This window comes from Desulfosarcina ovata subsp. ovata, assembly GCF_009689005.1.
GTDB classification, from domain to species: domain Bacteria; phylum Desulfobacterota; class Desulfobacteria; order Desulfobacterales; family Desulfosarcinaceae; genus Desulfosarcina; species Desulfosarcina ovata.
Genome location: NZ_AP021879.1, coordinates 238,188 through 253,744, shown reverse-complemented (window position 1 = coordinate 253,744; position 15,557 = coordinate 238,188). Strand labels below are relative to the sequence as shown.

15 protein-coding genes and 1 pseudogene are annotated in these 15,557 nt (G+C 44.2%); 3 read left to right on the top strand and 13 right to left on the bottom strand.

Going from position 1 to position 15,557, the window contains the following annotated elements:
- Nucleotides 1-7: 7 nt before the first annotated feature.
- The 5 genes and pseudogenes from tnpC to GN112_RS01155 form a co-directional block, all read right to left on the bottom strand.
- On the bottom strand, nt 8-1,402 hold the full coding sequence (gene tnpC, locus GN112_RS01175; RefSeq protein ID WP_155308543.1) for an IS66 family transposase: 1,395 nt from the start codon (nt 1,400-1,402) through the stop codon (nt 8-10).
- 153 nt (nt 1,403-1,555) lie between these two features.
- Nucleotides 1,556-2,623, bottom strand: coding sequence for a hypothetical protein (locus GN112_RS01170; protein WP_155308542.1), 1,068 nt, complete (start codon nt 2,621-2,623; stop codon nt 1,556-1,558).
- Nucleotides 2,616-3,008, bottom strand: a complete 393-nt coding sequence (locus tag GN112_RS01165; protein ID WP_155308541.1) for a hypothetical protein — start codon at nt 3,006-3,008, stop codon at nt 2,616-2,618. The genes GN112_RS01170 and GN112_RS01165 overlap by 8 nt, the downstream gene beginning before the upstream one ends.
- 38 nt (nt 3,009-3,046) lie before the next feature.
- Nucleotides 3,047-3,451, bottom strand: coding sequence for a hypothetical protein (locus GN112_RS01160; RefSeq protein ID WP_155308540.1), 405 nt, complete (start codon nt 3,449-3,451; stop codon nt 3,047-3,049).
- Between the two features lie 23 nt (nt 3,452-3,474).
- Nucleotides 3,475-4,080, bottom strand: a pseudogene (locus tag GN112_RS01155) (ankyrin repeat domain-containing protein); the annotation flags it as partial.
- A 143-nt stretch (nt 4,081-4,223) separates the two neighbouring features.
- Here GN112_RS01155 and GN112_RS01145 point away from each other — a divergent pair.
- A complete protein-coding gene (locus tag GN112_RS01145; protein WP_155308537.1) occupies nt 4,224-5,588 on the top strand; it encodes an IS4 family transposase in 1,365 nt (454 codons plus the stop codon).
- Here the strand turns inward: GN112_RS01145 and GN112_RS01140 are convergent.
- Together GN112_RS01140 and GN112_RS01135 are read right to left on the bottom strand one after the other, a co-directional pair.
- On the bottom strand, nt 5,503-7,308 hold the full coding sequence (locus GN112_RS01140) for an ABC transporter substrate-binding protein (RefSeq protein WP_155308536.1): 1,806 nt from the start codon (nt 7,306-7,308) through the stop codon (nt 5,503-5,505). The genes GN112_RS01145 and GN112_RS01140 overlap by 86 nt on opposite strands.
- A gap of 348 nt (nt 7,309-7,656) precedes the next feature.
- A complete protein-coding gene (locus GN112_RS01135) occupies nt 7,657-8,139 on the bottom strand; it encodes a hypothetical protein (protein WP_155308535.1) in 483 nt (160 codons plus the stop codon).
- Nucleotides 8,140-8,957: 818 nt separating this feature from the next.
- On the opposite strand from GN112_RS01135, the gene ltrA (GN112_RS01130) reads away from it, so the two are divergent.
- Nucleotides 8,958-10,268 carry a group II intron reverse transcriptase/maturase gene (gene ltrA, locus GN112_RS01130; protein WP_231716902.1) on the top strand — a complete coding sequence of 437 codons (1,311 nt, stop codon included), beginning with the start codon at nt 8,958-8,960 and terminating at the stop codon, nt 10,266-10,268.
- A gap of 73 nt (nt 10,269-10,341) precedes the next feature.
- Here ltrA (GN112_RS01130) and GN112_RS01125 read toward each other — a convergent pair whose 3' ends face one another.
- From GN112_RS01125 to GN112_RS35080, 3 genes are all read right to left on the bottom strand, one after another.
- Nucleotides 10,342-10,701, bottom strand: coding sequence for a hypothetical protein (locus GN112_RS01125; protein ID WP_155308534.1), 360 nt, complete (start codon nt 10,699-10,701; stop codon nt 10,342-10,344).
- Nucleotides 10,702-10,940: 239 nt separating this feature from the next.
- Nucleotides 10,941-11,738 carry a transposase gene (locus GN112_RS01120; RefSeq protein WP_197743230.1) on the bottom strand — a complete coding sequence of 266 codons (798 nt, stop codon included), beginning with the start codon at nt 11,736-11,738 and terminating at the stop codon, nt 10,941-10,943.
- 88 nt (nt 11,739-11,826) lie between these two features.
- Nucleotides 11,827-11,976 (bottom strand): DNA cytosine methyltransferase, encoded by a 150-nt coding sequence (locus GN112_RS35080; RefSeq protein WP_174247681.1) that lies wholly within the window; start codon nt 11,974-11,976, stop codon nt 11,827-11,829.
- A 350-nt stretch (nt 11,977-12,326) separates the two neighbouring features.
- Between GN112_RS35080 and GN112_RS34160 the strand changes: the two genes are divergently transcribed.
- A complete protein-coding gene (locus GN112_RS34160) occupies nt 12,327-13,583 on the top strand; it encodes a hypothetical protein (RefSeq protein WP_231716904.1) in 1,257 nt (418 codons plus the stop codon).
- 300 nt (nt 13,584-13,883) lie between these two features.
- Here the strand turns inward: GN112_RS34160 and GN112_RS01105 are convergent, their stop codons facing one another.
- The 3 genes from GN112_RS01105 to ltrA (GN112_RS35030) form a co-directional block, all read right to left on the bottom strand.
- Nucleotides 13,884-14,063 (bottom strand): type II toxin-antitoxin system HicA family toxin, encoded by a 180-nt coding sequence (locus tag GN112_RS01105; protein ID WP_155308532.1) that lies wholly within the window; start codon nt 14,061-14,063, stop codon nt 13,884-13,886.
- Nucleotides 14,060-14,278, bottom strand: coding sequence for a type II toxin-antitoxin system HicB family antitoxin (locus GN112_RS01100; protein WP_155308531.1), 219 nt, complete (start codon nt 14,276-14,278; stop codon nt 14,060-14,062). The genes GN112_RS01105 and GN112_RS01100 overlap by 4 nt, the downstream gene beginning before the upstream one ends.
- Nucleotides 14,279-14,390: 112 nt before the next feature.
- Nucleotides 14,391-15,485, bottom strand: a complete 1,095-nt coding sequence (ltrA, locus tag GN112_RS35030; protein ID WP_155314092.1) for a group II intron reverse transcriptase/maturase — start codon at nt 15,483-15,485, stop codon at nt 14,391-14,393.
- Nucleotides 15,486-15,557 lie beyond the last annotated feature (72 nt).

Here is a 15,557-nt window from a genome sequence, read left to right as displayed (position 1 = left end):
GAGAGGCTTAGATCCAACTCACATCAACAGAGATGCCTGCAAAGTAACATTCCAGGCATTCGACTATAAACGGAAATGTGGCTTTATCTCTCAGTCGGCAGGTTTCTTTTACAGACAAGATTCGTTCGACCCAGCGGTTGCCTTTGTCGCTTTGCGTTCCCAGACTACATTTGCGCCATAGCACGCCAAAGCGCAGAGAGCGTTCGGCACGGTTGTTGGTGGGTTCGACGCCATCATGTTCGAGAAAGGTCCACAATGCGTCAATTTCTCGTATTATTTGCCTGGCCAGGCGACCGGCACCGTCGGTGTCGTCTTCAAAAAGGCTGAGGATGAGCAACAAGGAGTTATAAAAACGCTCCCATTTTAAAGGTGGCGGTTTGTTTTTTGAAAATTCGATCAGGGTATTCAAATGTGCCAAGATTAACTTGCCGCCTCGCCTTTCGTTGAGTTTTCTACTCTCGATTAACGCCTTGGCCTTTCGGATCAAATGGGCCAGGCAGGTTTGCCGGCCATGGACCCATTTGCAATAAAGGCGATAACCATCGCTGATCAAGATGCCTTTCCAGTCGGCGATCAGTTCGAGAAAGGCCTGTTTGGATCTTTTCGGATCGATGCGGAAAAAGGCCACCATCGTATTGACCATTACCCAGAGCCATTGCAGATTGTGCTTTTTAAACCAACTGGTTTCATCGATGAAGTTGCACTCACTGCTGCGGGCCACCTGGCCGATACGCTCATAGGTGGAGGCAATGGCCTCGGAAGCGCGGTCGATAACCTTTTGGATCGTGCCGGTGGCGATTTTGATATCAAACACGGAGTGGACCAGTTGCTGCACATTTCTCCGACTCATGGCCTTGATACCACTCAGTTCGGCGATAAACGCACAAAACCGCGGGCCGTAGCCGGTGCTAAACGCCTCCGGAACCTGTGCTTTGACAATCTTGCCGCACCCAGGGCATTGACCTTGGTGCAGAACAAAATGGGTGATGTCCATCTCGATTTCAGGCAATTCGATATGTTGGTGAGTATGAAAGGGTCGCAGATTATCCCAATCCGATGAATGGAGACCGCAACCGCAGCACTCGGGCATCACATTTTGAGTATTGTTGGGCGTTAGCAGCATTTGCCCATGCCCCGGGTGTCCTTTTTGTCCGCCCGGCTTGCGTTCGCCTTTGGGCTTTTCGCGTTTGGGTTTGTTATAGGGCGGATCGGATGAGGGCGGTTTGCTGGAGTTGGTCGAGTTTTGGCGTTTTTGCTTTTCAAGCTTCTCGTTGTTTTTCTCCAGCTTGTCGTTTTGAGTTTTAATCGCCCGCAGCTCATCTTCCAAAGAAACGATGTACTGGCGTACCGGTTCAGCAGTAGCTTGCCAATCGGCATCTGAAATGGGTCTATCGGGCTTCATGAAAAGCACGATAGCATACTAGAAATGGAAAGTCTAGATATTTTTAATTATTTCAATAAGTTATTGATTTTGTATAAAAATATTGAAATTACGAGAGGTTAGCGGAGCGAAAAAAGTGCGCCGGATTGAGCGCCCAATATACCCCGTGAACGCTTACAACGATTTTGATATAGAATTAGAGGAAAATAGCGCTTCTGAGGTAACAAGTATTTCACCACTATCCATCTGAGCAATATTCTTTGCATATTCGGACAAGGATAAATAAGGTTGATCTAACCAAGATTTTCTGAATTTATCTAAGTATGCCAATACTCTATCCCCATCGATATATGCAATTTTTCCCAATATAAAATTGTCTACCTTAGTTAGTACATATTTCTTATCGATAATAATGTATGGATATTCATCATAAAATTCATCATTAACAGCAGGCCTAACATTATTGTAACCTGCTAAAAATAGTGTTCTATTTGGCAATAACAAATAGCCACCTGATAAAAATTGAGCTGAATACGGTCCAAGGCTATTATATCTGTAAAAATAGTAATCTATGTTAACAATAGCTTTAAAATCGATTTTCTCGTTTTTTATCGAAGTGTATAAATACTCCATTAATTTAGGACTGCTCATCAGCTCTTGAAATGAATGCCCACCCAAAAAAACATACACAGATTCACGAGCGTTTTTAATGATATTTTCATAATGCACAACTTCTGGAAATGTAATACTATGTATGCTCGTTTCCTTAACAAATTTTTCTTTCGTCCTAATATCATAACCTTCTGTGACTATTTTGAATTGATATATCCCTTGCTCAACAGCTTGCACTCTGACTTCAAACTCATCGATTTCTCCAGCGCTATATTTAAACTTCTGATCTGTAATTAAGAATTCTGTTTTAGTTGAATTTATCTCTACAGTGTATGAATATTTCGCGACTGGCGCGAGTGGTCCTCTTGGAAATGTGTAAATCTTATATTTCTTATAATCGATAATTTTTACAAATAGTTTATCAACAAGAACTGTTCCATCTCCAGAATTCGATAATATAAATTTGACAATTTTTTCATATTTTGAATTCCCAGAGTTACGAGACAATGCTGAAAAATTATAATTTGGCTCGATTTTATCTGAGTATGGTTTAATATCGACATTAATAGGATACTCAGCTACAGAAATCCCTGGCACTAAGAGCAGCACAATGAAAAATATTTTATTCATTTGTAATCTCTATTAGTTCTAGGTTTGATTTTTGTCTTTTGTGCTTATCATATGCGAATGCAGATATACTAAGTATCGTTACTAGTGTGGCAATATATGCAAGCACTAACATTTTCCTTGTTTTTTCCTTACTTTTTAATTTTACCCATTCAATTATTTTTTCTTCTCCTATCTTGTCTGGGATTGAATTACCAATCAGGTGTTCTAATGCCTTGTTTCTATCAATATCATTCTTATACTTATCCAATATTTTTTCAGCTTCTTTGACTGGCTTCGTATTAAGCCATGCTCTCCATGAAAATAATGCAATAATCGCTAAGTAAGCTACAAGAGACAAAGGTTCTCCAGCTACTTCCCCTATTATTTCAATTAATTCCTTATCCATAATAATTCCAGTTCATATAAGAAAACATAACGCTGAAATCAGCGGCGCGACTTTTTGCGTCCGCTGGATTTATTTGTTCGGCCTTTATTAGAGTTTAGAGCAGCTCCAATGCCAACCACGATGATCCACCCTATTAACAGGCCTAATACATTACCAAAAATGAATGGACCAGAATGATTCACCCAATTTCTAATAAAATATCCACGTAATAAACTAAAATCCATTTTTATAGCTGAAGTAATGAATACCATTGGATATCCGATCATAGAAATCAACCCAGTAATGAAACCATCAGGAAAGCCTTCACCTTCGATTTTCTGGTTGTCACCTGAACTTTCCGAGGTTTCGATATCGTTAGATGCCCCCTCGATTTTAGCAACTGCAATTCCTAAATTACTTGTGGCAATTAAGACTGTCAGAAATACTATAATTAATCGCTTCATCTAATACCCTCATTTTTTTGGCTTTATTCACTGATAGTTTTCTTGAGTTGCCTTGCAATGGAATCGTGTCCTTTGGCTTTCGCCCAGTCCGCAGCAGTCATACCTCGGTTATCCGACGTATCAACAATAGCTTTATTATCTATTAGCAAATTGATGGTCTCCTTATGTCCATTTGCTGCTGCTCCCATAAGCGCAGTTATACCATACTTCGAGTCTTTAATATTCACTTTCGCACCATTAGCTAATAGTGTTTTTGCAACCTTTGTATGACCATACATTGAGGCTACCATAAGCGCAGTTCGATTTAATTTGCTTTTTGCATTTACATCAGCGCCTTTAGCTATTAATGCTTCGACAATGTCAAGATACCCATACTGTGAGGCGCTTATGAGGGCGGTGATGCCCAGGTCCACACCGGTGTCTTTCAAGTTAACATCTGCATTGGCATCAAGTAGAAGGTGTACAACATCAGTGTGGCCTTAGCAGGCAACCATTAATGCTGTCAATCCTTGATTTGAATCTTGAACGTTGGGATCGGCACCATGGTTCAGAAGAATAGCTACAATGTCTTTATGGCCATGTTCTGATGCGTACATAAGTGCAGTTACTCCGCTACTATCTTTGGCATCGACTTTGGTGCCTTGACCAGCCCTTTCAAGGTAGTACTATCGGGCCACTTTAACTGATTGAACTTATGTATAAAACACTGAACAAATGCCTCTGTCTGAAGTACGGTACAGCAAAACAACTGTACCCAGAGGAGGTGGATCCTATGTTGAGTCCTGTTTTCACGCCGTTCATCAAGAGTTCCCCGATTTCCGTTATGGCCCGCGGCATGGTAGAGCGGGTGCTGAATCCCGAGCAGTTAGACGAATGGTTCGATACCACAGCAAAGGAGCAATACACAAAGGACCTTTTGTTTTCGACCCTTTTTAACCTGATGAGCCAGGTTGTCCAGGGCAGCCAGCGGTCGATTCACGCGGCTTTCCAGACCTCAAAAGAGGATATTACCGTTTCAATCACGTCAATTTACAACAAGTTGAACGGCATGGAACCCAGCACATCGGCAGCGTTGGTCCGATATGCCGCTGAGCAAGTGGAACCAATTATCCAAAAGCTGTTGGGGAAACAGAACTCCCCTTTGCCTGGCAAACGGATCAAGCTGCTTGATGGCAACTGTATCGAAAAAAGTCATCACCGAATCAAAGAGTTGCGGTCCATAGCGGCGGGTCCGCTTCCAGGAAAATCATTGGTTGTGTATGATCCGATGTTACACCTGCCCATCGATGTGTTTCCTTGTGAAGACGGCCATGCACAAGAACGCTCAATGTTGAAAACGGTGCTTGAAACCATTGTTGCCGATGATGTCTGGATTGCCGATCGCAATTTCTGCGTGGTTGAATTCACCTGCGGCATCGATAAGCGGGATGCGTGGTTCATCATCCGGGAGCATGGGAATTATCCTTTCGAGTTAATTGGAAAGGGAAAATATATCGGCAAAATTGAAACCGGAGCGGTATATGAGCAACCCATTCGGGTTCGTGATGAGGCCGGCGAAGAGCACCCCTTCAGGCGGATTCGCGTGAAGCTGAAGGGCGAAACCCGTGATGGAGATACCGAGATCCTCATCATCACGAATCTGTCAAAAAGCGCAGCGAACGCAAAGACAGTCGCGAGGTTGTATCGGGACCGTTGGACCATCGAAACCGCCTTTCAACGTCTCGCTGAATATTTAAATTCTGAAATTAACACCTTGGGCTATCCTCGTGCTGCCCTTTTCGGTTTTTGCGTTGCCCTGGTCGCCTACATCGGCATGTCCGTTGTAAAAGCCGCGCTGGGCAGTGTGCATGGTATCGATTTCATAGATCAAAATGTATCGGGCTATTATGTGGCCAATGAAATCGAAGGCGTCTACCAAGGGATGATGATCGTCATCGACGTTGAGCATTGGGTTGTTTTTCGGGATATGCCAACAGGCGACCTGGTTCGGTTACTTAAGAAACTATCTGGCAACGTAAAATTATCAAAGTACCAAAAGCACCCTCGAGGGCCTAAAAAACCACGGCCAAAGCGAATTGCAATGAAAAATAAACCACATGTCTCAACCGCAAGAATTCTTGCGGAGAGAAAAAAGTAAAAGTACTACCTTGAAAGGGCTGGTGGTCCGAATCTAAGTTTATTTTTACCTTTTCATGTATTGAGGCCAGGGTTTCCTTACCTGGCAGCCGCAGGGGCGGTTGCTTTTCCACGAACCGGTACAGGTTCCGCTCAAAGCGCTTCAAAGCTGCACTTTGACATCCATTCTGACGAACGAGCTGGTCCATATCATTACCCAGTGATACAGCATCGTCAATGTCACCGCGCACGGAAAACGCATCGCTGCCTATACCCTTGAATGCCATTCCGATCCCTGCATCGTAGGACAAACGGTTGCTGGAGTTATAGAGGCGCGGATCCGCAAATAAACCGGTCGGCACCTCCACCCACTCAATACATGAAGAGCTCTCATTGCCCCAAATGTCCCTGGTGATTCTTTCCTTAGCGCATTTAGAGACGGTAATGGGTACTTTATTACCTGGCAGACAGGCATCGCAGTGCTTTCCATAAGCTTCGAGATAATTTTTGTATATCGCACTGACAATCACGCTGTCCGGTTTGAGGCGCGCATTGTTAAAATCTCCTAAAAAGAGAGCAGTCAACTCTGTTTCATAATTTAACTCCCGGGCGTCAAAGCTGTCAGGCTTCAGTAGAGGCACTTTTTTTGGGGTTTTGGTCACGGATGTTTTCTTAAGATGTGCTTCATAATTTTGCTTGTTTATCTCCTTTTGCAATTTCCCCAGCAGCCTTTCAGGTGAATCTTTTACAAGAATATCTCTAAAGTCCGATTGTTGATGATTCGCTATGCTTATCCCCGAAACGTGATAGTCATAAGCCTTCCATACGCCATCTTTGACAAAAAAATCAAAGGTAAAAAAATTACTACCGGACTGTTCTAAAGTTGCAAACATAAAAGGTCGATTCTCATCGTTTTTATATGCCTTCTGGTCACCTTTATATTTCAAACTGAAAAAATGATTGCTGTTGCGTTGGATTCCCTTTTCCATTTTAAAGGCTACTTCTTCTCCATTGTTATTTTCGTCGCTAAGATAGCCTATCATAAATTTAATGAATCCATTTTCTAAAAGCTTTTGGTGAAGAATTAAAAATGATTGCTGTTGTTCAGACGTAAACTGATTCCAGTACCTGTTACCCAGCGCGCACCTTGAAAATTCATGAAAATCAAACAAGCCGCTTAAAATCGAACGAATTGATGCTCTTTTGTCCTCACCTATTTCGACAAAACTTGTTGTATTGACATCTAAATCTAATGTTGTAATTGTTTTATTTATAGTGCTCTGGAGCGTTCTAATAAGCGTCCCTCTTTCTAATCTCATCACCCATTTCATTCTGTCTTGAGAAGGTTTATGGCCATGGTTTGCGGCTTTTTGATACCACTTGATCGCTTCTATATTACTTTGCTGAACACCTTTACCGGACTCATATAAACACCCTAAATGAAAAGGCGCATATATATGGCCTTGATTTGCCGCTTTCAGGTACCACCTGGCGGCTTCTTTAAAATTTTCCTGGACCGGTTTACCGTCATAATGAATCGATTTGATTCGTTTGACCTCTTCTCCGTACTGATAGAGTTCTCCTAAGAGATATTGCGATTCAAGATCACCATTCTCAGCTGATAGTAGTACCCTATTAAAATCAGGTCCATTTCCCGCCCAGCCTATATTAAAAATTGAAATAATAAATGAACATACAAAAAAAACAAACTTCATTTTAGAAGCGGATGTTATTGAAATCATGTGAAAGATTCCTTATCTTATGAAGAAATATATTAAACATTCAAGTCGAGAATATTATTTAAAATCGCAAAATGTGATTTTAAAATACAAAAGCTTCCGAGAAGAAAAAGCGGTCAATCATGGTATGATTAAACATTTTTTCTAACATTATCCGGCCACCAGATATTGTGTCTGCCCGGAAACACTCACAGTAACTTTTATATATTATTAAAGATTCTCCGTCTCCGTTTTGAAGCACAACCCGAGCTAAGCGGGCCGGGAATAAAAACCGCCAACTGTTCAAAATAATTAGGGCTTTCAACAGACTACAATAGTCAAAATGCCACCGCTTTTCCCGGTCCGCTTAAGCTACTGGTTGGCAGTATTTTTACGACGCCTCTGTATGTATGGAGTGCCATTTCTAAATTTTGCCAGTAGCTTGCCTTCTTCAGTGATTGGTTTTGACCAATTGAATTTTATGCCTCTGACCCTATGGGAGTTTAAGAAAGTCGTATATTTATTTTCCCAAACGAGGTTGCACCGTGGTCCAAAGTTGATTTCTGAAAGAGTATTTACAAGTTTGAGATAAGTCTTAATACCAACATTTCGGAAATCAAGCATTTTTGCGATTAGATATCCAGGCCTTGGATCTTTTTCACTTGAAATAACAAATTCGAAAACTTCATCCAATGTTGCAGCTTCTTGATTATGCCAGTGCCATTGACAAATATTATTTCTTAAAGTTTCTGGAAATCCTAAGGAAAATAGCAAATCCAATTTTGGCCATGGTTTAGTAATGTCATCACTCTCGGTCATTTCTTTGAGAATATCTTTTACATTTTGTTTTACCATATGAAATTTCTTCTCTGCCAACGTGAAAGTGAGGGGCCGGGAGATTAAAACTTGAGGCCTTCATTATATTTACTGGATGTCAATTACCGACATACGTTAAAAAATGCACGGCTTCTCCCGGTCCCGCTCAACTGTTAGGTTGTGTGCCGGGCACGGCACACATCTTAAAAGTGAGCCAAGCATATCAGTCGGTTGGATCGCTTGGCAAGTCTTAGACCCAGCCCGATGGAGGCGAAGGGTGTAGCGACATGGCAACTGGGTATCCGGCAACGGTGCCTGGGGAGGAAGCCGCCCTGCTGCGGCAGGGCCGTCGCGAAGGTACGGGGTGACGAACAGAAATCGAGTCAGGCGCGCATCTGTGGGACCAGCCTGCAACACAAGGTTAAGTCCTCTATCCATCTCAGGCAGTGCTCGTATACTCGGCGCTTACGTACCGAAAGATGTGTGTTTACCCCGGGAGGCCCGCTGCATCTCGGGACTTGTCGTGTGAAATTGCCGGTAGGGGGGATTCCGGCCACCAAAACCCCCGGCATCGTCGGAAGACCGGCTCCTGACCGGCGATGAGCCAAACTCCGCTATGGAGAGGGACACGAAACCAAAGGATCCGGCGGCGGCAGATGATCCGAGTGAGCAAACCGCAAGGTGCGCCCACCGTGCAGCGGGAGTCAGCAGAGGGCATAATGTAACCGGAGGAAACGAGATGCGCGAGCTACCCGCGGGTCAAGCGTAACAGGAGGCTCACCCCGGTGAAAGGCCCGAACGGTGCCCGGCCCGAATGGTACGGGTAAATGAAAATGACCATTAGGAGACGTGTACTTATGAACATAAAGCCACAGCAGATGGAAATGTTTGTAGCGTCGCGGCTTGCCGAAAGTCTGGGAGGCAGAGAGCAGTTGTTGGAGTTGATTCTCGAACGACGTAATGTGCTCAGAGCAATGAACCAGGTCGTTGCCAATAAAGGCGCCCCGGGTGTGGACGGCATGAAAACCAACCACTTGAAAGGGTACCTGAAAAGGCACTGGCCGAAGATCAAGCAGGACCTGCTAAATGGGGATTATCGTCCCTTACCGGTCAGAAGGAAGGAGATCGACAAACCGGATGGCGGTGTCCGCCTGCTTGGTATCCCCACGGTATTGGACCGCCTTATCCAACAGACGATAGCTCAGGTATTGGAGCAGATCTGGGACCCGACCTTTTCTGAGTACAGCTACGGATTCAGACCAGGACGATCAGCCCATGACGCTGTCCTACAAGCCAAAGGCTATCTGCTGGACGGGTACACCCACGTGGTTGACATGGATTTGTCCAAGTTTTTTGACCGAGTTAACCACGACCGGCTTTTAAGCCGGCTGGCCACCAGGGTCCGGGACAAACGGGTCTTGAAATTGATCCGCCGGTACCTTACGGCCGGAACGATGATCGGGGGGCTTGTCAGTCCCAGCATAGAAGGAACGCCCCAGGGTGGTCCTCTGTCGCCGTTGCTCTCCAACATCGTACTCGATGAACTGGATAAGGAATTGGAGAAGCGGGGTCACCAATTCGTCAGGTATGCTGACGACTTCAGGATCTACTGCAAAAGCCGGAAAGCCGCCGAGCGTGTGAACAAGAGCATCACGAAGTTCATCACCGCGAAGCTCAAGCTCAAGGTGAACGAGGAGAAAAGCGCAGTGAGCCGACCATGGCTCCGCAAATTCCTGGGATTTACCTTTATCAGTATGTGTGGACAGACCAAGATCCGGATCCACCGGAAAACAATTTCACGTTTCAAGGAGCGAGTCCGGGAACTGACGAACCGTAATCAAGGGAGAAGTCTGAGCCAGATTATCAAAGATCTGAATCAGTACCTGATTGGCTGGTGGAACTATTATCGCCTGACAGAAGCCAGGCACCTGTTCAAGTCACTCAATGGCTGGATCATCCGCCGGCTGCGGTGCGTTGTCTGGAAACAATGGAAAAACCCCAGGACCAAGGTCCGAAACCTCAAAAAGCTTGGCATTGCGCATAAGGACGCCATGCTTTGCGGTAACGCCCGCAAAAAGTACTGGCGCATGAGCAAGGTCAAGTGGGTGATATTTGCTCTACCAAACCGTTACTTCTTCGAACGAGGACTATTCCTGCCTGCTCAATAACCTTCCTGATCAGCCGAACCGCCTTGGTACGCGATCCGTATGCCGGGTGGTGTGGGAGGGGGTGGCCGCGAGGCTACTCCCTATCCCGATATACAGAAGCTTTCATTATATCAGATAGTTCTTTAATAACTTTTGAAAAGGATTTCGAGATATCAATTTCGATAATTATTTTGTTTGAACTTGGTTTATCGAGAATTTTTACAGCCTTTTTTGGAATGTCAATAATTGATATTGCGTCGCTAAATTCGCGCCAGCTTTTAATTCCAAGACCTTTGCAAGGGTAAAAGTCTCTCCATGTTATTTGCGACAAATCATATAGCGATAAGGACTCACCAAAATGTTTTCGTATACCATTACATAGCCGCTTAGAAAGATTTAAAATTTTTGCGACTTCATCAATGCTTTTCTTATCATAAAGTGATGAATTGTTCATTACTTTTGCCTGTATAACGCCATGCTAAGGGGCCGGGAAAAGGCACAGCCGAAGATCCAAAAATCCTCGTAGTTTCAAGCAGGGGTTTCCGGGTCAGGGGTTTCCGGGTCGCACCAGGGGTTTCCGGGTCGCACCAAATTAAACCATTGTAATTAAGTGGAAAAAGACATTTTCTACACCCATTATTGTAGCTTAGATGGCATGTTTGAGCCGCAAAAACATCATTTTAATATCATGACCTAAAGAACCAAGGGGATGGTATTGTCCCAAGGCTCTTTCAATTCGTCTTTATGCTGAGGGATGCGATCCTCGTTCCCGTATTTCTCTATGGTTTCTCGTAGATGATATTCATCGCTTCGTAATCGGCGTTTCTTTTTACCTATTGATTTGATTCCCAAAGCTGTCTGTAGCTTTTTAATGAATGGTTCTCCACCTACAGCAATACTTTCTACGAAATGTTTTTGTCGCTGCGGTTTTTCTATCAGCTGGCTTGAGATCCAATCTAAATGGGCTGTGGCTAATCTTTCATGCGAGTCCACATTAAGCAATCTTTTTAGCGCACGGTGATCGATTAAGCGATATCGGTCCTTCGGGTGTTGGATTTCATGATATCCACTCCATTTCCATTCTGACGGGTGGTTCACGACACCTGCCCGAACCATGTTCAGGTCGACATATACCAGGCATCGCCATAAATGTTTGCCGGATTCGATGGCAGTTGCATGATAGCGGTCTTGCCAAAAGGCACCTTTTCGTTTTTTGCGTCGATTATATTCCTGTGCCGTTCTGCCAGCTATCAACTGCATGGCTCCGGGGATGGCCTGAGGGTTCTCACTTGATGATAGAATGAGATGAATATGATTGGATGTGATAATAAAATTGAGGATTGATAGACTGAACTTCATTTTTGCTTCGAAGAGGAGTTCCATCCAACGTGTTCGATCTTTGGCGAATTTTAAAAGAAAATCTCTTTTGTGGCATCGGTGGGTGATGTGCCAATTATATCCAGGAATAAAGTGTCTGTAAGCGCGTGCCATCGTTTATATTTGCTTAGAATAGGTTTTTTGGCCCTAAAAGTGGCCGCCTAAGGTGCTTTCAGAGGCTATTTTTTCATCTTTTATTCTTTTATGTCAATTGGTTAATTTGGTGCGACCCCCTATCCTCAGAATGAGTTGCGGAATTTGGAAAGTTCTCAAGATAAGTCTTTTGGGCAAAATTATTCCATTCACTTGAAAATACGCATCGCCCGCCGTGTTCCTCAAAGCCAATACGCATTCCTCCAATACCGGAAAACAGATCAACAAACCGGAACAATGAATTATTTTGTGACTCATTATTTAAAAATGGGAGAAGACGTTGCCGGATTGCATCAGCAAGATAGGGTGGAGGACTATATTCACGAACTTCCCATCGACGGACTGTTCTTACATCTACGTCCAGAATATATGAAATTTCCTGATTATAACGGATTTTGGGGAGTTTGATTCCAATAAGCCGAACATACAGTGGCCTATCCCCCGACAAAAACACAACATGTTGATATTATTGAAGATTTGAGTCTAGACTTTTTACTAATAATTTTATATAGTTAGAGACACATCCCGCCAAAGGAGGTCTCTAACTATATGGGAATAGCAGATACAAGATCCGCTAACCGAAACAACAGAATCATATGTTTGCCCTTTTCTCAAGGCAATTATGAATGCAACATACTCAACCCGGTTGATTTCAGAACTTCCGTAAACAAAAGGATCGAACTGTTTCCGGAATTATTCCCGGCTGAAATCGAAAATGGATATCGGATGAAGGATCTTTATTACTCAAAAAAACAATCCATATGGATCCGTCGAATTAAAATATCCGGTGTTGCTTACACCATTCGTCCTTCATTTGTACTGCCATACCTCGTTGGATTTGTTGACGAAATCGAAGATGCAATGTTTTTTAGAAAGTTCGACATACCATTTTGGGCCATAAGTCGTGTTTTCGGAAAAGATCCCATGTATTGGTATCGAATCGAACAATCTATCGGGCGAAACAGCATTGTCGGAACAACTGTCCGAAATCCTCAAGATGTTCCCGAACATCTTGCCGCTGATGAAAAGCATACTCGAATTTTAGGTGAAAAAACGTATGTGGCCACGACAGTTGGTGATGGCTGTATTCTCGGTGCAGCCGTTGCCAAAGACGCCGGAGAACAAGCGTTAACAGATGCGTATCAAGTGTACAAACAAGAGGCCCAGTGTATAAAGCCGGAATATTCACCGGAAACCGTGAATATGGACGGCTGGAAAGCCACCCGAAATGCGTGGCAATTCCTCTTCCCGGCAGTAGTTATCATTTGCTGTTTTCTTCATGTGTTTATCAAAATTCGTGACCGTGCCAAAAAGAAATACCGAGATATTTTTGAAAACGCCGCATCAAAGCTATGGGAGTGTTATCGCGCTGAAAGTAAGGCATCGTTTTCCCAAAGAATAAGAAGGTTGTACGAATGGTGCGAAAAGAATGCTGTGCCATCCGTTATCATAGATCCCATAACGAAGTTACGGAAAAACATTGCCGCCTATCGTGTTGCCTACGATCATCCTAAAGCACACCGAACCAGTAACATGGTTGACCGGTTGATGCAAAGAATGGATCGCCACCTGTACAGTACCCAATATTTTCATGGATCGATGGATGCAGCGCAGTTGAGTATTCGAGGATGGACGCTCATCAATAATTTTTCACCATACAATCCTCGAACGGTTAAGTTGCACAATGGATTTAAAAGTCCGGCGGAACAGCTAAACCAATTCAGATATCACAACAACTGGTTGCAAAACTTGTACGTTTCGGCTTCTTTGGGTGGGTACCGGAGACCTCCCCAAAATCCGATATAATCAGGAAATTTCTTTCTGGGTATATCGTGTTCTTGCTTCTTTAATTAGGTCAAGAGCGTTTTCTTTGTACATTGCATTTCCTTAATCAGAGGGAATATTTGAGGTCATAATGTCCGCTTTTTATCCCTTTGTCAAGAAGGATCGTTCTTTTGCGATATGGTATTGCTCTAACGTCCAGCTTCAGCCGCTGGCGGATTAATTGCAATTAATAAGGACAAAATGACAATCTTTCAAATAACACTTAAATTCAACAAAACGCCCGCGATAAGCCAGTCGGACTGCAAGCTGTTGGTTCGGTCTTTATTCTGCACCCAGATTCTTCAAGATCTTTTTTGCCAATGGTTCTTTTATTTCATTGTGTCTGGGGACAGCTTCAATCGTTCCATTCTTTGGGTTGATCCAAAGTGAATGTGAAGCGCCCTCTCTCTTCAAGTAGCAACCCGAAATTCTCAACCGGCGCTCTAAGTCTCGTCGTTTCATCCTATCAGTACCTTATCTTGGATTGCGTCATTTGGTAAGCCCCGAAGAATGTCAGTCTTTCGATCTTCAAAAATTAACTCAATGGCCTGTCGCAAATTAGTCTTGGTTTCCTCTATCGTTTCGCCCTGTCCGTTGGCGCCAGGCACCTCAGGACAGATAGCCCAGAAGCCGCCTTCAGGTGCAGTCTCTATGATTGCTGTGAATTCTGCCTTCATTAGCATCTCCTATAGTTTGTTATTGACCGAATCGGGATAGGGAGGAGCCTCACGACTCCCCTCCTCCCACACCACCGGGCATACGGATCACGTACCACGGCGGTTCGGTTGATTAAGTCGGTTTTACAAACAGTCTTGGCAATCCTAGACGTGCGAAATACTTTGCCGGTAATGCAAAAGCTAAACCCGGACTGCGGCTCAGCCTCCATGGACCATGCGCCGATTTCGACGTATTCCAAGCAAGATCTCTACTCACTCCACGCTTTCTCAACTCCCAATAGCCACGGCGACCCCATTGCTTCCAGAGGTAACACCGAAGACGTCTTTTAATCCAGGCGTCCAGTTCTCTTAGAACGTGCCGCACCTCTGTGAAATTAAAGTACGCATGCCGGCCTAACATAAACCGGCGAAGCTCCTTCACAATTACTTCGATACGTCTACCACGTGTTCGACAGGTGATTTCTCTAATCCTATCCTTGAAACGTTTGATCGCCTTCAAGCTAATGCGTCTGTTCTGGCGAGAACTGAGAGTAAACCCTAGAAACTGACGTTTCCATGGCCGATCAACCGCACTTTTTGCCTCATTAACTGAGAGCTTTAAGTGACAATTCAAAAATCGGCTGATACTTCGCAAAACCCTCGTTCCGGCCCGTTTACTTCTGACATAGATGTTACAGTCATCCGCATAACGCACAAACCGGTGACCTCGTCGCTCCAGTTCACGATCCAGATTATCAAGCAGAAGGTTAGCCAGCAACGGAGACAACGGCCCTCCTTGTGGAGTTCCCATTTCCGTTTTAAGTAAACTGCCTTCATGCTCTACTACGGATCGTAGAAAACTTTGAATCAGATCATTTACCCGCCTATCTCTAACACGTTTCAGGACCACGCTCATCAGCTTATCGTGATTTACTCGGTCGAAAAACTTCTCGAGATCCATGTCAACAACCCAGCGATATCCCTGTTTGAGATACCTTTGGGACTGTTTAATGGCTTGGTGGGCGCTCCTCTTGGGCCTGAATCCATAACTGAAATCAGAAAAGGTTGAGTCCCACTCTTCCTGCAATACCTGCAATAATGCCTGCTGGATAAATCGATCCAGCACGGTGGGGATACCAAGCTGTCGTATCCCTCCTCCAGGCTTAGGTATTTCTACTCGTCTTACTGGTTGCGGTTCATATGTCCCGCTCAGTAATTGACCACGGATCTTTGGCCACTTCCCTTCTCAGGGAACCGTTCGGGCCTTCGTCGGGTGAGGCCTCCGCTTCTCACGGCTCGT

Coding starts and splice junctions, on each gene's coding strand:
- tnpC (WP_155308543.1), bottom strand. CDS start 1,402: ATGAAGCCCGATAGACCCATTTCAGATGCCGATTGGCAAGCTACTGCT.
- GN112_RS01170 (WP_155308542.1), bottom strand. CDS start 2,623: ATGAATAAAATATTTTTCATTGTGCTGCTCTTAGTGCCAGGGATTTCT.
- GN112_RS01165 (WP_155308541.1), bottom strand. CDS start 3,008: ATGGATAAGGAATTAATTGAAATAATAGGGGAAGTAGCTGGAGAACCT.
- GN112_RS01160 (WP_155308540.1), bottom strand. CDS start 3,451: ATGAAGCGATTAATTATAGTATTTCTGACAGTCTTAATTGCCACAAGT.
- GN112_RS01145 (WP_155308537.1), top strand. CDS start 4,224: ATGTTGAGTCCTGTTTTCACGCCGTTCATCAAGAGTTCCCCGATTTCC.
- GN112_RS01140 (WP_155308536.1), bottom strand. CDS start 7,308: ATGATTTCAATAACATCCGCTTCTAAAATGAAGTTTGTTTTTTTTGTA.
- GN112_RS01135 (WP_155308535.1), bottom strand. CDS start 8,139: ATGGTAAAACAAAATGTAAAAGATATTCTCAAAGAAATGACCGAGAGT.
- ltrA (WP_231716902.1), top strand. CDS start 8,958: ATGAACATAAAGCCACAGCAGATGGAAATGTTTGTAGCGTCGCGGCTT.
- GN112_RS01125 (WP_155308534.1), bottom strand. CDS start 10,701: ATGAACAATTCATCACTTTATGATAAGAAAAGCATTGATGAAGTCGCA.
- GN112_RS01120 (WP_197743230.1), bottom strand. CDS start 11,738: ATGGCACGCGCTTACAGACACTTTATTCCTGGATATAATTGGCACATC.
- GN112_RS35080 (WP_174247681.1), bottom strand. CDS start 11,976: ATGCGTATTGGCTTTGAGGAACACGGCGGGCGATGCGTATTTTCAAGT.
- GN112_RS34160 (WP_231716904.1), top strand. CDS start 12,327: ATGGGAATAGCAGATACAAGATCCGCTAACCGAAACAACAGAATCATA.
- GN112_RS01105 (WP_155308532.1), bottom strand. CDS start 14,063: ATGAAACGACGAGACTTAGAGCGCCGGTTGAGAATTTCGGGTTGCTAC.
- GN112_RS01100 (WP_155308531.1), bottom strand. CDS start 14,278: ATGAAGGCAGAATTCACAGCAATCATAGAGACTGCACCTGAAGGCGGC.